Source organism: Mesobacillus sp. AQ2 (assembly GCF_030122805.1).
GTDB classification, from domain to species: Bacteria; Bacillota; Bacilli; order Bacillales; family Cytobacillaceae; genus Mesobacillus; species Mesobacillus oceanisediminis_A.
Genome location: NZ_CP126080.1, coordinates 4,578,948 through 4,594,513, shown reverse-complemented (window position 1 = coordinate 4,594,513; position 15,566 = coordinate 4,578,948). Strand labels below are relative to the sequence as shown.

At 46.0% G+C, this 15,566-nt stretch carries 14 protein-coding genes; 12 read left to right on the top strand and 2 right to left on the bottom strand.

The window, feature by feature from the left end:
* Window positions 1–21: 21 nt before the first annotated feature.
* From nuoI to spoIID, 10 genes are all read left to right on the top strand, one after another.
* Window positions 22–441 (top strand): NADH-quinone oxidoreductase subunit NuoI, encoded by a 420-nt coding sequence (nuoI, locus tag QNH36_RS22920; RefSeq protein ID WP_144479111.1) that lies wholly within the window; start codon window positions 22–24, stop codon window positions 439–441.
* Complete coding sequence (locus QNH36_RS22915; protein WP_144479109.1) at window positions 438–962, top strand: NADH-quinone oxidoreductase subunit J; 525 nt, start codon at window positions 438–440, stop codon at window positions 960–962. The genes nuoI and QNH36_RS22915 overlap by 4 nt, the downstream gene beginning before the upstream one ends.
* Complete coding sequence (nuoK, locus tag QNH36_RS22910) at window positions 959–1,273, top strand: NADH-quinone oxidoreductase subunit NuoK (RefSeq protein ID WP_144479107.1); 315 nt, start codon at window positions 959–961, stop codon at window positions 1,271–1,273. The genes QNH36_RS22915 and nuoK overlap by 4 nt, the downstream gene beginning before the upstream one ends.
* A gap of 142 nt (window positions 1,274–1,415) precedes the next feature.
* Window positions 1,416–3,278: an NADH-quinone oxidoreductase subunit L gene (gene nuoL / locus QNH36_RS22905; RefSeq protein WP_283904357.1), complete on the top strand. Its 1,863-nt coding sequence runs from the start codon at window positions 1,416–1,418 to the stop codon at window positions 3,276–3,278.
* A complete protein-coding gene (locus QNH36_RS22900; RefSeq protein ID WP_144479103.1) occupies window positions 3,278–4,798 on the top strand; it encodes an NADH-quinone oxidoreductase subunit M in 1,521 nt (506 codons plus the stop codon). Before nuoL ends, QNH36_RS22900 begins: the two co-directional genes overlap by 1 nt.
* 6 nt (window positions 4,799–4,804) lie before the next feature.
* Entirely contained in the window at window positions 4,805–6,325 is a 1,521-nt protein-coding gene (nuoN, locus tag QNH36_RS22895) for an NADH-quinone oxidoreductase subunit NuoN (protein WP_144479101.1), read from the top strand.
* A gap of 172 nt (window positions 6,326–6,497) precedes the next feature.
* Entirely contained in the window at window positions 6,498–6,734 is a 237-nt protein-coding gene (locus tag QNH36_RS22890) for a DUF1146 family protein (RefSeq protein WP_144479099.1), read from the top strand.
* A 239-nt stretch (window positions 6,735–6,973) separates the two neighbouring features.
* Window positions 6,974–7,693 (top strand): YwmB family TATA-box binding protein, encoded by a 720-nt coding sequence (locus tag QNH36_RS22885; RefSeq protein WP_144479097.1) that lies wholly within the window; start codon window positions 6,974–6,976, stop codon window positions 7,691–7,693.
* 32 nt (window positions 7,694–7,725) lie between these two features.
* Window positions 7,726–9,033 (top strand): UDP-N-acetylglucosamine 1-carboxyvinyltransferase, encoded by a 1,308-nt coding sequence (murA, locus tag QNH36_RS22880; RefSeq protein WP_144479095.1) that lies wholly within the window; start codon window positions 7,726–7,728, stop codon window positions 9,031–9,033.
* A gap of 379 nt (window positions 9,034–9,412) precedes the next feature.
* Complete coding sequence (gene spoIID, locus QNH36_RS22875) at window positions 9,413–10,441, top strand: stage II sporulation protein D (protein ID WP_283904356.1); 1,029 nt, start codon at window positions 9,413–9,415, stop codon at window positions 10,439–10,441.
* A gap of 124 nt (window positions 10,442–10,565) precedes the next feature.
* Here spoIID and QNH36_RS22870 read toward each other — a convergent pair whose 3' ends face one another.
* Window positions 10,566–11,555, bottom strand: coding sequence for a nuclease-related domain-containing protein (locus QNH36_RS22870; protein WP_283904355.1), 990 nt, complete (start codon window positions 11,553–11,555; stop codon window positions 10,566–10,568).
* 298 nt (window positions 11,556–11,853) lie between these two features.
* Complete coding sequence (locus QNH36_RS22865; RefSeq protein WP_283904354.1) at window positions 11,854–12,291, bottom strand: VanZ family protein; 438 nt, start codon at window positions 12,289–12,291, stop codon at window positions 11,854–11,856.
* Window positions 12,292–12,493: 202 nt separating this feature from the next.
* Between QNH36_RS22865 and spoIIQ the strand changes: the two genes are divergently transcribed.
* Together spoIIQ and QNH36_RS22855 are read left to right on the top strand one after the other, a co-directional pair.
* Window positions 12,494–13,423, top strand: a complete 930-nt coding sequence (gene spoIIQ / locus QNH36_RS22860; RefSeq protein ID WP_283904353.1) for a stage II sporulation protein SpoIIQ — start codon at window positions 12,494–12,496, stop codon at window positions 13,421–13,423.
* A gap of 126 nt (window positions 13,424–13,549) precedes the next feature.
* A complete protein-coding gene (locus QNH36_RS22855) occupies window positions 13,550–15,550 on the top strand; it encodes a penicillin-binding transpeptidase domain-containing protein (protein WP_283904352.1) in 2,001 nt (666 codons plus the stop codon).
* The last annotated feature ends 16 nt before the right edge of the window (window positions 15,551–15,566 follow it).

Genomic DNA, 15,566 nt, shown 5'->3' with positions numbered 1-15,566 from the left:
TGCATTAAAGGGGTGAATTACGTGCTAGGATGGACTAAAGGATTAGCTTATACCCTTAAACAATTGACTCGCGAAAAGGTGACTTACGATTATCCGAACGAACCGATTCCGCTTCCTGACAGGTTCCGCGGAATCCAGAAGTTTTATCCTGAAAAATGCATCGTCTGCAACCAATGTGCCAATATTTGCCCGACCGAATGCATTAACTTGACTGGTAAAAAGCATCCTGATCCAACGAAAAAAGGCAAAATCATTGATACGTATGATATCAACTTCGAACTTTGCATCCTCTGTGACCTGTGCACAGAAGTGTGCCCGACTGAAGCGATCATCATGACGAATAACTTTGAACTTGCTGAATACAGCCGGGATGACTTATTCAAGAACCTGGAATGGCTTGACGAAAATGATGAGAATATACGGAAGGTGAATAAAGCATGACGTTAACAGGCGAATTCTTTGCGTTTATGTCACTTGCTTTAGTGGCGGTAATCGGCGGCGTGCTTTTATTGAATCTCACCAAGGTCATCCACATGGTCGTAGCGCTCGTCTTTACATTCGTCAGTATTGCAGGTATTTATGTGCTCTTGTCCGCTGAATTCCTGGCGGTCATCCAAGTCATGATCTACTCGGGCGCCATCACAATCATGATGCTGTTCGGGATCATGCTCACCCGCCACCATGGCGACGAAGAAGAGCCAAAGGGCGGAAGATTGCGCAAGCTTGTGCTGCTGCTCGGTGTCCTCGGATTTGGCGCAGCAGTCTATTTCGGTATCTACGATCTGGATTTCGAAGCATTGCCGAATACTCTGCACGAAAACAATACAGAACAAATCGGGGTCGCTCTGTACTCGCATTACATCATCCCGTTTGAACTGACATCCGTGATCCTGCTCGCTGCGCTTGTCGGCGCAATTGTACTCGCGCGCAAGGATGACGATAAGGAGGGTGATCAGGAATGAGTTCTGTTCCGGTTTCAGCCTATCTGGCACTTGCACTTATTATTTTCTGCATCGGACTGTACGGTGCCCTGACAAAAAAGAACACAGTCATTGTGTTGATTTCAATCGAACTGATGCTGAATGCGGTCAATATCAATCTCGTAACCTTCAGTAAATACGGAGCAGTTCCATCGATCACCGGCCAGGTGTTCGCGCTGTTTTCCATCGCGGTGGCAGCTGCTGAAGTAGCGGTTGGACTGGCGATCCTTATTTCACTTTACCGCAACCGCAGAAGTGTCAATATCGATGAAATGAATGAGTTGAAAAATTAATGAAACTTTTCATAAGCGGCATCGGCCGTTTGAAAAAGAAGATATTTAGTAGCTGGACTGCCCCGCTTGATGCGGGCCTCAATCTGACGGGCGTACACATGAAAGAACACGCGCGCGTTCAAAAAAGGGGATTGTGATATTAATGGAGAATGCTTGGCTCATTCCGCTGTTCCCGCTTGTATCCTTTCTATTCCTTCTGCTGTTCGGAAAAAAGCTTAAAGAAGCGAGCGCATTCGTCGGAATCCTTGCGACGCTAGCCTCACTTGTCTACTCCATCCTTGTGCTCCTTGAGCGCCTGGAGAGCCCGACACATAAAGCTGAAGCCGTTTGGCTCACTATTGGGAATCTGGAACTTACTGCGGGTTTTGAAGTAAATCAATTAAACGCACTGATGCTGGTAATCGTATCTCTTGTCAGCTTCCTTGTACATACCTACTCAAAAGGATATATGCATGGTGATGAGCGATTCCCGGTTTTCTATGCTTATCTTGGACTCTTTACTTTTGCAATGCTTGGTCTCGTCATCTCGCCGAACCTTTTACAAACTTATATTTTCTGGGAATTGGTCGGTGTTGGTTCATTCCTGTTGATTGGATTTTACTTTTACAAGGAAAGCGCCAAAGCGGCTGCAAAGAAAGCCTTCATCATGACCCGTATCGGGGATGTCGGACTTTTGATCGGAATGATTCTTTTATTCTGGCAAACTGGAAGCTTCGAATATGATGAAATTTTTGCGGCAGTAGAAGAAGGCGCGATTTCCGGAACGATGATTACCTTGACTGCGATCCTGATTTTCATCGGGGCAGTTGGTAAATCAGGTCAGTTCCCGCTGCACACATGGCTTCCAGACGCGATGGAAGGTCCTACGCCAGTTTCTGCGTTAATCCACGCAGCAACGATGGTTGCGGCTGGTGTGTATTTGGTCGCTTCACTGTTCCCGCTGTTCAACGCTAGTGAAACAGCAATGCTGACGGTAGCGATCATTGGAGCGTTCACAGCAATTTTTGCGGCAACGATCGGCCTTGTCCAGACTGACATTAAACGAGTGCTTGCCTTCTCGACTGTCAGCCAGCTTGGCTACATGATGCTCGCATTGGGATCTGCCGGTTATGTGGCCGGAGTATTCCACTTGATGACCCACGCTTTCTTCAAAGCATTGTTATTCCTTGCAGCAGGAAGCGTCATCCATGCTGTACATACTCAGGATATTGAAAAAATGGGCGGGCTATGGAAAAAGCTGACCTTCACAGGACCTTTGTTCCTGATCGGAACGCTGGCCATCAGCGGTGTCCCATTATTCTCGGGATTTTTCAGTAAAGATGAAATTTTGATCGCTGCATGGGCACATGGCAATTATATTCTGTTCTGGCTGGCAGTGATTGCGGCATTTTTCACAGCGTTCTACATGTTCCGCCTGTTCTTCATGGTCTTCTCTGGTGAAGCACGCAGCGACATGAAGAATGTCCATGAATCGCCATCCGTCATGACGATGCCGATGGTTGTCCTTGCAATCCTGGCAGTCATTGCTGGTTATGTGAATACACCTTGGTTCGGCACATTCCTTGGTGACTGGCTTGTCGAAGGCAACGAAGTACTCGGACATGGCCATATCGAAGGACCTGGCTGGATTATGATTGTCGCGACGGTTGTCTCCTTGCTTGGCATCCTGCTTGCATGGATGATGTACAGCAAGAAGTCGATTTCACGCGACTGGCTGTCCAGCAGGGCGCCAATTGCCTATGGCATTGTGAAAAATAAGTACTATATCGATGAAATATACAATCAAAGCATCGTGTTTGGCGCAAAGGCAGTCAGCTTGTTCCTGCGTTTCATCGAGCTCTTCCTTGTTGAGGGACTCGTGAAGCTGACAACGGCAACTGTCCAGGGCCTTGGTAAAGCCGGTGCGAAAATCCAGAACGGTCAGGTACAGACTTACGGCACAATCGCCTTCGTCGGCCTTGCAGTCCTGATTGTCATCTATGCGTTAACAGGGGGGTATTTATAATGGATTTCAACTATTTTCTTACCTTGCTGGTATTCTCCCCTTTACTAGGAATCCTGCTTTTGGTCTTCATGCCAAAAGCGAACGAGTCAGGCATTAAAATGCTTGGCGTATTGGCAACACTGCCATCTTTGATCCTTGCGCTGATCGCGTACTTTTCGTATCGCGGAGGCAGCGATCTCGCTGGCTTTTCTGAAAAATTCCGCTGGATCCAATTCGGCGGGCAGGGTGCCGAGCAGCAGGGCATGTTCTCTGTCAACTACGAACTTGGCATCGATGGGTTCGGTTTGATCATGGTGGTACTGACAGCGGTAATCGCAACACTTGCGGCAATCGCATCCTTCCATATCAAAAAAGAGTGGAAAGGCTATTACATGCTGTTCCTGCTTCTCGAAATCGGGATGCTCGGAGTATTTACATCGCAAAACCTGATCCTGTTCTTCCTGTTCTTTGAAATCACCTTGATCCCGATGTTCTTCCTGATTGGGAAATGGGGCTATTACGAAAAAGAAAAGGCTGCCTACAGCTTCTTGATTTATAACGGCCTTGGCTCAGCGATCCTGCTGATTGTCATCATGGTGTTGTTCTCAAGAACCGGCACCTCAAATATCGAAATGCTAAAAGTCATGATGAACACAGATAATGCGCCGCTGTTCGCGCCTGTGTCTGATTCCTTGAAGATGGGATTATTGATTGCCTTGCTTGTCGCTTTCGGTGTCAAGCTGCCAATCTTCCCGCTGCACAGCTGGATGCTGCGCGTCCACGTTGAAGCACCGCCATCGATCGTCATGATCCACTCAGGGATCCTGCTGAAGATCGGGGCATTCGGTTTGATCCGCTTCGGGATGGGGATTTTCCCTGAACAGTTCGCTGAATTAGCCGGGCTGCTTGCAGTACTGGGTGTCATCAACCTGCTTTACGGAGCGTTCCTTGCTTTTATCCAGACAGATTTCAAAATGGTCCTTGCTTACTCTTCTATTTCCCATATGGGAATCGTTTTAATCGGACTTGGAGCATTAAATGAGGCGGGAATACAAGGTGCTATTTTCCAGGTTGTATCACATGGCCTGATTTCAGCATTATTGTTCTTCCTTGTCGGTGTACTTTATGAACGCACACACACAACCACACTTGCCAATCTTGGCGGCATGGCAAACGGAATGCCGCTTGCCGCAGGCTTCCTGCTCGCAGGCGCGATGGCTTCACTTGGACTGCCTGGCATGTCAGGCTTCGTCAGCGAATTCATGGCATTCCTCGGTTTGTTCGAAGAGATGCCAGTTCTGGCTGCAGTCGGTACACTGGGCATCATCATGACTGCGGTTTACCTGCTGCGTGCCGTGCTGGCCATCACGTATGGCAAAGCAGAACGTGAATTTGTCGGCGTAAGTGACATCCGTTCATTCGAATGGGCACCGGTGCTTGTCCTTGTCGGCTTGATCGTCCTGATCGGTGTATATCCGGCCGTTCTTAGTGAACCGCTTCAGGCAACATTAGAGACTATCTTGATGGGAATAGGGGGGTGATGAAGGATGGATCTAGATACACTTCTATCATTTGATTGGGGGACGATGGCTCCGGAATTCATCATCCTCGGTTTTATTGCACTTTTATCAGTCGCTGATTTGTTCATGCCAAAGCATGTTGACCGCAAGATCCTTGGATTGGTTGGTTTTGCCGGGGTGGTAATGGCGCTGGTTTCACTGGTAACTTTGATTGGTACCGATACAACATCAATTTTACATGATACATTCAGGCTTGATTCATTCGCGATCGCCTTCAAGTTGATCCTTCTTCTTGGAGCGGCGCTTGTCATGCTATTGGCGATTGACTTCAGAGCGAATGAGGGGCTTGAGGACTACAAAGGTGAATTCTATTACCTGTTCCTTACTGCCTTGCTTGGAACCATGTTCATGGCATCAAGCGGCGACTTGATCACTTTGTTCGTCGGCCTTGAATTGCTGTCGATTCCGTCTTACATCCTTGCAGGAATGCGTAAACGCAACCTGAAATCGAATGAATCAGCAATGAAATACGTCCTGAATGGCGGCATTTCATCTGCCATCACTTTGTTCGGTATGAGCTATGTGTTCGGAATTGCCGGCACAACGAATTTAAAAGGGATCGCCCAGGTTTTCAATGGCTTGAGTGACCCTCAGCATATTTACATTCTTGGACTGGCATTCTTCATGATTTTCGTTGGCCTATCCTTCAAGCTGGCATCTGCACCATTCCATATGTGGGCACCTGATGTTTACGAAGGAGCGCCGACTCCAGTGACGGCATTCCTGAGTGTCGTCTCCAAAACAGCTGGATTTGTCATCATCCTGCGCATCCTGCTATCCATCTTCGGGTATGTACCGGTTGCACAGGAGGACGGCCAGCCAATTCCGCTGCTGTTCGCGATGCAGGATTACATTGCATTCCTTGCGGGAGCAACGATGATCATTGGTAACGTCGTCGCCTTAAGGCAGCGCAACATCAAGCGCATGTTCGCGTACTCAAGCATCGCCCATGCCGGTTACATCCTTGTCGCGCTGACAGCGATGTCGTTCGTGACCTTCGATGCCATCTGGTTCTACCTGCTGGCATACGTTTTGATGAACCTAGGTGCGTTCGCCGTAATCCAGGTCATCACAGCAAAAACCCGTTCAGAGGATATCAGCCATTTTGCCGGACTTTACCGTCGCTCGCCATTACTAGCAGTCGGAATGGGAATCTTCATCCTGTCACTCGCAGGAATCCCTGGTACAGCAGGCTTCATCGGAAAGCTGAACATCTTCATGGGAGCCTTGATGGTCGACGAGGCACATTACGTGCTCGTTTCGATCATGATTGCGACTACAGTCGTATCCTATTTCTACTACTTCGGAGTCATGACACAAATGTTCTTCCGCCCGGCAGCTAACGATGAAAAGATCAAGCTGCCAGCAGGAACAATCGTGGTCATCCTGGTAGCAGTAATCGGTACAATCCTGTTCGGAGTCATGCCAAACCTGGCCATCGACTTCATGCAAAATAACTTCAACCAGTTCGTTGACTTTATGAAATAACCAGAATGAATTTTGGGGAAAATCCATTCATGGAAACAAAGGGGTAAATTCAGCTGGCCTGCGATTTTTGCGGGCCGGTTTTTTATTTGAAACTTTTTCATAAGTAATACGTCTATAAATAAGGGAAAGTATCGCCTTTATGGTAAAATAGCATGTGAAGGGAGGAGAGTATATGCTAACAGGTTTTGGCGGCTTTGCGCTGACCAGCATTCTGACACATCTAGTTTTTATTGCTCTTTCATGGTGGGCTCTTCAGGCACTGCAGTTTGACAAACTGCTGCGAGCGAATCATGTTCTTCAAGCCCGCGTACTATATATCCTGCTTTCCATTGCACTCGGATCTACAGTCAGTAATTTCTTCCTTGATTACCTCCAATGGTCGCAGCAGCTTCCTATGATTTTTCAGTAGCTGTTAAGTCATACCCAAATTGGTAAAAAATTAGGTCTTCATACATGTTTTCAAAACGAACAATATCAAGTATTATTCTCTTTGTGTTTGTTTTTTTGAACAAACATGTTTGTTTTTTCACAATCTATGAACACCCGGGCAAGTTGGTACATAGAATGATGTCAAAAAGTGACGAGAATTCCCAAGTATGTGATTCGCTCTCCTGGTAAGAATGGTAATAAGGGGAGAGTGAAGCAGATATGAAGAAGATTCCATTTATTTTATCAATTTTTGGCATTATTGGTTTTATTGTGTTCCAAGCTGGGAATAAGACGACTGTAGCTGACGCTGATCATGAAATAAAAACTCTGGCCTCGGTTTTGCAGGACGAAGATATTTTAATCACTGGTTGGTCTTTATATGCAAGGGAAACATTGGAACAACAAAATGTCGAAGCATTGGTGAAGGATTTGAAGGTCCAGCTTTCTGAGTGGACATGGTCAGGACACGATGGAGAACTGACAGCTGTCACGAACTCATCTGGGATTCAGGAAAAAATTAAAATTGTTTCTACCGACACAAAGGGACCTTTACATACGTATGTGATGTATGAGGTCAGAGGTCAGTACTGGAATAAAAATACAGAAACCTTTTTAAACGAAAATTTACCAGGCAGAATATTTGACATTTTTCGAGGAAACGCAACAACTTTCTCTTGTGTAATAGGCGAAATCAATGATAAGATAGAGTCGGCTTTACCTGTTTATAAAAGTAAATTGCTTAAGGCTTTCAACGCTCGTGAAGTTGAAGGGCTGGCAGAAGAATCATTCATTTCCTCTTCCGCCGTTTCGCCTTTGTTCGACAAAACACTGAGCAATGAACATGACATGAATATGCAGCTTGGATTACGGAAAACTGAACGATTGGGCGCAAAGACTACCGTCGTAGTTGGCACACCCATCATTACGATTGAATATTAATATAGAGAAATTGGACGCGGAGGGGAATACACTTGGAAAAAATCATCGTCCGCGGCGGACAAAGGCTAAGCGGTTCTGTAAAGGTTGAAGGAGCTAAGAATGCCGTCTTGCCTGTTATCGCTGCAACATTATTAGCAAGTGACGGAAAAAGCGTAATTCGTGATGTGCCAACTCTCTCCGATGTATATACCATCAACGAAGTATTACGTTCTTTAAACGCCGTAGTGGAGTTTGAAAATAACACGATTACAGTAGATGCATCCAGAGAGTTAAAAATTGAAGCACCTTTTGAGTATGTTCGAAAAATGCGTGCTTCTGTATTGGTTATGGGATCCCTGCTTGCCAGGAATGGCCGTGCTCGCGTAGCATTACCAGGCGGCTGTGCAATCGGTTCCCGTCCTATCGACCAGCACCTTAAAGGCTTTGAAGCAATGGGTGCTACAGTCAAGGTAGGCAACGGTTTTATCGAAGCCGAAGCAGTCAATGGTCTGCACGGAGCTAAAATATACCTTGATTTCCCTAGCGTTGGCGCTACGGAAAATATTATGATGGCTGCTGTCCTTGCAAAAGGTACAACAATCATTGAAAACGTCGCAAAAGAACCAGAAATCGTCGACCTTGCAAACTTCCTGAACAAAATGGGAGCAAAGGTAAAAGGCGCAGGCACTGGCACGATCAAGATCGAAGGTGTTGAAGTACTGTTTGGTGCTGACCACAACATCATTCCTGACCGAATCGAAGCAGGAACATTCATGGTTGCGTCTGCCATTACTGGCGGAAACGTGCTTGTAAGGGGCGCAGTTCCTGAGCATCTTTCTTCATTAGTAGCAAAGATGGAAGAAATGGGCGTTACTATCACCGAGGAAGAAGATGGTCTTCGTGTCATCGGGCCTGAAAAACTGAAAGCAGTCGACATCAAAACGATGCCGCACCCTGGATTCCCGACGGATATGCAGTCCCAGATGATGGCCTTGCTATTGCGCGCACAGGGAACAAGCATGATCACCGAAACTGTTTTCGAAAACCGCTTCATGCACGTGGAAGAATTCCGCCGCATGAACGCAAACATCAAAATTGATGGCCGCTCTGTCATCATGAATGGGCCATCTGACCTTCAAGGAGCAGAAGTGGCAGCAACTGACCTGCGTGCCGCAGCATCACTGATCCTGACTGGCCTTGTAGCAGATGGAGTTACACGCGTTACAGAACTGTATCACCTGGACCGCGGCTATGTTGACTTCCATCTTAAGCTTGCCGCACTTGGCGCAGATATCGAACGCGTAAGCGAAGTAGAAGAACAGCCAGTAACTGAAAAATTAGTCTCAGACATGAACGCATAAATAAACTGCTCATAAAACCGGAGAATTGTGCTTTAACGTATAGTTCTGCGGTTTTTTGATTTTAGGATTGGATTTTTTTAAAGGCCCTTTTCTCTAACTTTATTGCTATTGACTACCAAATAGGTTTGAATTCCCTAAGTTTCTTATTATGAGAAAAGGGCTTGCAAAAATCGGCTTAAGGATTATAACAACAATCTTTATGACAAAAACAGCCTTTCTAAAAATAACTGTCCAATTTCGACCGACTTATTATGAGCATCATGAAAGAAAATATACAAATGGCGAGCTTTTTCAATTTCTGTCATAAAAGCTTGTCCGCCTCCATATGAATGGAATGAGACGGTTAACGGCCGTGAAATTTCATAATGGAGGCTTTTTTATGTTAAAATTCAAACCAATCATCGTACTAGCTGCAATCCTTTTCGCGGTCACACTCTTGATCCCATCCTTGCTCGTCCTCCCTTTTATGGAAGAAAAGGCAGGCGGAAAGCTTGGGGAAGAGCTGCAAAATGAAGCAAAGGAGGCTGCCGCTATGCCTACAGCAGATTCAGCAATCGAGGTGGCTGTCTACCGGACAGCGTTATCCAAAACCGAAAAGCTTCCACTTGATGACTACTTGATTGGCGTCGTAGCCGCTGAAATGCCAGCCGAGTTCGAGCTCGAGGCATTGAAGGCACAGGCGCTGTCAGCGAGGACTTATTATGTGAGACAAATGCTAATCCCAAACAAGGTGGGAGTCCCTGAAGGTGCACAGCTGAATGATACCGAAATCCACCAGGTTTTTAAAAATAAAGAAGAGTTGAAAAAGCAGTGGGGTGCCGATTACAAATGGAAGATGAAGAAAATCGCCGAAGCTGTAAAAGCCACCGATGGTCAGGTACTAACTTATGATGGATCGCCGATCGACGCCACATTCTTTTCGACATCGAATGGGTTCACAGAGAACTCAGAGGAATACTGGTCAAATTCACTGCCATATCTGCGCAGCGTAGAAAGTCCATGGGATCTGAAATCACCGAAGTTCCGCAGCCAGGAAGTGAAGACAGTGGCCGAGGTGGAATCCAAGCTGGGCGTAAAGCTCCCAAATTCCGCGGAGATTGGCAAAGTCATCTCCAGAACCACTGGAAACCGTGTTGCAAAAATTGATATCGGCGGCAAAGTCCTGACTGGAAAAGAAGTTCGTGATAAACTCGGCCTGCGCTCAAGCGACTTCAGCTGGGAACTGAAAGGCAACAACGTCATCATCACCACCGAAGGTTTCGGCCACGGCGTCGGCATGAGCCAATACGGAGCCAACGGCATGGCCACCGAGGGGAAGAACTATCAGGACATCGTCAAGCACTACTACAAAGGCGTTGAGATAAGTGAAGCGGATAGTATGCTGGCGAAGGTGACAGCGAGGAAATAAAAGATTAATGACCAGGCCAGGGCGAAGAGCAGCCCTGGCTTTTTAGCGCGGATTGATTTGGTGGTTTGACTTATTAATTCTTCGCGAGTTCAGGATGGCACTTTTCTATGTCGAGTTCAGGATGTTATTTTTTCGCTGAATCGAAGAAGGTTTCGATGTCTGGTGGCATGTGGTAGATGCGCCCATGAGTGGTGCCAGTGAAGGGAAGATTCAATGAAATTAAAAGATCACTGGCTGTTTTCGAAGATATACCAATGCAAAATTCTCTACACATCTTGTTCTTAATTGCTGGATTAATAAGTAGGAAAAAATCTTTTACAGTTTTACGATGAGCAGTTTTGGATTTATGTTCACACACAGCACAACGCCAAAACCATTTTTCCCGATGCATGCCATATGATAAACAGGCTGGGCATTGAACTCCCTTTTGAAGGTCGTCTGGAGTGAGGGAATATTGTTTCAGAATGTCAGGGTGGTGTGGAGAATGATTCTTTACAAGTGACCTGGATAACTTTTTTGCTTCTTTATCAGTAAAAGTTGGATTTGAAGTCCTATCATCAATTTCATGAACCCGACTTAATAATACATCCCCTTTTACGATCAAGTTATTCAGGGAGCGGTCACTTACCTTGATAATAGTAGATGAATTGCTGATCACAACAAGATGGTATATGGGTGGGACACTGAATTTGTGGTTCTGCAGCCACCTTTTCAAGTGCCAGGCTTGCATTCGGACCTGGTTAATGGGATTATCGTATGATTTTTCTTGACCATGCTTAGTTTGAATCATTTGTTCGGAATGTTTGTCGAAGAAAAGGGTTCCGGAATAGGCTTTTGTTTCAATTAAAAGGATATAACGAAGAGTGAGGATGAGGGTATCAATCTGGAAGTGCCATTTTTCATCTAGAAGGCGTAAATCCCTGAATATATGGAAACCTTTTTCAGGCAAAAAGCTTAAACGGTAATCCGTTTGAAGTTCACCTCTATATCCCGCGCGCCAGGCTTTGTAATCTGACTCAATTAATGGGAATTTGGGATGGTTCGGTAAAATTCTTTCCATTAAAGCCTCATACATAAGAAGGCGTATGGGATATTTCCGTTCTTTTTCTATCAAATTATTCACTTCCCTATTAGTTTTTTTATGGATTCTTTATTTTCACTCCGAATACCTGCGGATATAATGCTTTTATTATGAAAGTTTTATGTCCGAAGTAGCTAACCACATTGTAATTCTACGGTTGGGAGCAATAATTTAACGGTTGCAGCCAATAATTTAACGGTTATAGACAATAAATTAACGGTTGGACTAAATGACTGTCCAAAGTCACTGCTGAAAAACAAAAAGCCAGCCCCAATAACAAGGCTAGCCCCTTAAAAACCGTAACTAATACCTATCTTTATAATAAATCTAGCTAAAATCCCCGAACTCTCTCCTCAATCCCGCGCAAAACCTTCCCCAACCACACAAACTTGCCGCTGAAGTAGGCATGATGAATGAAATGTGATGCCGCTAAAACCCCGATTACGTCTTTTATAAAATCAATCACGGTGGCGGACCGCGCCGGGACGAAGCTTTGATGGATTTCGTCGAGCAGGCCGTACAAAATGGCCACGCCCATAAAGGCAAAGCTCATAACAGGGGTGAAGCGCCCGGTCGTCAGCGCGGCCAGGACGAGCAGCACATACAGGATGCCAAACTCAACGAGGTGGAGTGATTCTTTTAAAAAGCGGTCAACGCCACGGTCCGGCAGTTCGATGACCGCGGTATCGGGCAGGCTGGACATGATCCAGATCGCCGCCATATAGGCAAAAGGAAGAATGCGCAGAATCCATACTAATAATTTTTTCATAATAAAACCTCTCTTTATAGTAATAATCCGAACGAACGGAGTGGGAAGCGGGTATCAGCCGACACTTAGCAGCTAAAAATCCGCCCAAAAACTTTTTTGCATAAAATCATAACCTTTGTCGAAAAATAAGCAGTAAAAAATTTTTCAACTCTATGTATATATTTTTTCGCTTCTGTTCAAACTGATTGCTGAGGTGATGAAAATGAGAGAGGAAGAAAAAAGATCTTCTCAAGACAAAAGCAAGAACAGCTTTTTCAAGAAGCGGTGGGTGTATCCAACAGTTTATATTGCTAGTGCCGCAATCATTCTAACTGGTGTCCTTTGGTATCAAAACAGCGCGAGCGATCAACTGGATCAGTCGGAATACAAAGCGACTGACATGCCTGGCAAAAAGATGAATGACCAGCCTGCAGTTGAAGTAAACCGCGCGATGGAGAACTTCGTAATGCCAGTGGTGAGTGAAGACGATGCTGTCATCCAAATGGGATTCTATGATAATGACGGCGATTCGGCAGAGCAAGAAGCAGCTCTAGTGTTCTATGATAATACTTACCATCCGAACACTGGACTGGACATTGCAGCAAAAGACGGCAAGGAATTTGATGTAATCGCGTCACTTAGCGGTACTGTCAAGAATGTCATGGAAGATGCTGTACTTGGAAATGTCATTGAAATCGAGCACGACAAAGGTATTGTAACACAATATCAGTCAGTAAAAGACTATCAAGTTAAGGTTGGCGACGAGGTTGAGCAAGGGCAAGTCATTGCGAAGTCCGGCACAAGCCTGATCAATGAGAAGGCTGGCAACCACGTACACTTTGAAATCCGCAAGGACAATGTTCCTGTCAATCCGCACGAGTACTTCAACAAGCCGATGAGCGCATTGCAGGATGCCAATGTGACAGAAGAGAAGGCTTCATCTGATGCAGATGCAGGAAAGTCTGAAGATGCTGTCGAGGAAGATGCTGAAGGATCCGCTCCATCTGAAGAAGGTGTAGAGGATACAACTCCAGCAGAAGAGAAGCCTGCTGAAGATGGCTCTGATAAAAAAGACGCTGGACAAGATGAAGATAAGGATGCAGGCGAAGACCAAGATTCTTCAACTGACTCTGATACTTCAAGCAACTCATAATAAAATTAAAAATTTTGGGACCCGCCTGGTTTTAAAGGCGGGTTTTTTTATTGGAATAATATGAAATACATCATACTTATCGAAAAGGGTTGAGTATGGTAAAATCAGACAGGAGGAGGGGTACACATGAAACGAGCATTGTTCATAATCATGTCGGTGTTAATAGCCGCAATCATTTCAGGCTGCAGCAAGGAACCGACTCCCGAAGAGCGGTTTTCACAATATGTGAAGCTATGGAATGACCAGAAGTTTGATGAGATGTATGGATTTTTATCAGCGGAAGCGAAGAATTCGATTTCAAAAGAGGATTTCGTCTCCCGGTATAATAAAATTTATCAGGATTTGGAGATAGACAAGCTGAAGGTCAGCTACAAAAAGCCTGAAGAAGAAAAGGAACACGAAGAGAACGCGGAGCTTCCTTTTTCGGCAAATATGGAGAGTGCTGCTGGCCCGATTGAATTCGATCATGATGCCACTCTTGTAAAAGAAAAACGCGATGACGATACAAACTGGTATGTGGACTGGAATACGACCTATATTTTTCCTGAGCTTGGATCAGGCGATAAAATCAGCTTCAAGAATGTCCAGGCAGAACGGGGCAGCATCCTCGATCGTGGTGGAAACGGTCTTGCAATCAACGGTACTGCTGTCCAGGTTGGAGTAGTCCCAGGCGAACTGGGCGAGCAGAAAGATCAGACGATTGCGAAGGTGGCGGAACTGCTCGATATGTCCGAGGAGCAAATCAACAAGGCGATGAGCGCCGGCTGGGTAAAAGATGACCTGTTTGTTCCATTGAAGAAAATTTCAAAGGAAGACAAAGGTCTGCATGAAAAACTGTTTGCGATGAATGGCGTGAAGAGCCAGGAGGTTGGGGCACGTGAATATCCATACGGAGCAGCATTGTCCCACTTAATCGGCTACGTCGGCCCAATTACAGCCGATGACCTCGAAAAGCTGGAGGGAAAAGGATACACCTCGACTGATCTCATTGGCCGCCGCGGCCTTGAACAGGTTCTTGAGGAGCAATTAAAAGGAACAAACGGTGTCCGGATTTCGATAGTGAAGAAAGACGGCACGGTCAAGACACTCGCAGAAAAGCCAGTGGAAAACGGGAAGGACGTCAAGCTGACCATCGATGTAGTCGCACAGCAGCAATTGTATGATCAGCTAAAAGGAAAAGCGGGTATGGCATCAGCCATCAATCCGGCAACAGGCGAAACGCTGGCCCTCGTGAGCGCGCCAGGCTTTGACCCGAATGAAATGACGCTCGGAATCTCGCAAAACAAACGGAAAATGCTAGAGGAAGACCCGCTCAAGCCCTTCCTGAACCGATTCAAACTGACCTATGTGCCAGGGTCTGTGATGAAGCCGATCACCACGGCAATCGGCCTTGAAAGCGGCAAGCTCCAGACGGATACTGCATTTGAAATCAACGAGAAACAATGGCAAAAAGACGCATCCTGGGGCAAGTACAAGGTGACAAGATATTCCGATATAAAAGGCAGCATCAATCTGGAAAAAGCGCTGGTTTATTCGGATAATATTTATTTCGCTCAGGCTGCGCTTGGAATGGGGCAGGAAACTTTTACAGAAGGCCTGAAAAAATTCGGCTTTGAAGACCAGCCGGAATATTTATACCCGATCGAGCCATCGCAAATCGGCAAGATTGACAGTGAAATCCGCCTGGCGGACTCTGCCTACGGACAGGGGCAGGTGGAAATGAATATCCTCCATCTTGCGACCACTTATTCGCCATTCGTGAACAAGGGCAACATGATAAAGCCGATCCTGAATATGGAGGATGAGCAGGGGCAGGTGTGGAAGGAAGGCCTGGTCAGCGCGGAAAATGCCGCTGTGATAAACAGCATGCTGACAAAGGTCATCACCGATCCAAAAGGAACCGCACACAACGGCTTGATAGCCAATTATCCGCTCGCAGGTAAAACAGGCACAGCGGAAATCAAAGAGAAGCAGGGTGAAAAGGGCAAAGAACTTGGATGGTTCGTCGCCTACAACCCGAATGCAGCCGACATGATTGTCGCAATGATGATCGAGGACTCTGGATCCAAGGATGTTGTTTCTCGGGTGAAGTCGTTTTATGAGTTAAAGTTGGATAGTGGACAATAGGAAGTCTGGCCGATAC

Coding starts and splice junctions, on each gene's coding strand:
- QNH36_RS22915 (WP_144479109.1), top strand. CDS start 438: ATGACGTTAACAGGCGAATTCTTTGCGTTTATGTCACTTGCTTTAGTG.
- nuoK (WP_144479107.1), top strand. CDS start 959: ATGAGTTCTGTTCCGGTTTCAGCCTATCTGGCACTTGCACTTATTATT.
- nuoL (WP_283904357.1), top strand. CDS start 1,416: ATGGAGAATGCTTGGCTCATTCCGCTGTTCCCGCTTGTATCCTTTCTA.
- QNH36_RS22900 (WP_144479103.1), top strand. CDS start 3,278: ATGGATTTCAACTATTTTCTTACCTTGCTGGTATTCTCCCCTTTACTA.
- nuoN (WP_144479101.1), top strand. CDS start 4,805: ATGGATCTAGATACACTTCTATCATTTGATTGGGGGACGATGGCTCCG.
- QNH36_RS22890 (WP_144479099.1), top strand. CDS start 6,498: ATGCTAACAGGTTTTGGCGGCTTTGCGCTGACCAGCATTCTGACACAT.
- QNH36_RS22885 (WP_144479097.1), top strand. CDS start 6,974: ATGAAGAAGATTCCATTTATTTTATCAATTTTTGGCATTATTGGTTTT.
- spoIID (WP_283904356.1), top strand. CDS start 9,413: ATGTTAAAATTCAAACCAATCATCGTACTAGCTGCAATCCTTTTCGCG.
- QNH36_RS22865 (WP_283904354.1), bottom strand. CDS start 12,291: ATGAAAAAATTATTAGTATGGATTCTGCGCATTCTTCCTTTTGCCTAT.
- spoIIQ (WP_283904353.1), top strand. CDS start 12,494: ATGAGAGAGGAAGAAAAAAGATCTTCTCAAGACAAAAGCAAGAACAGC.
- QNH36_RS22855 (WP_283904352.1), top strand. CDS start 13,550: ATGAAACGAGCATTGTTCATAATCATGTCGGTGTTAATAGCCGCAATC.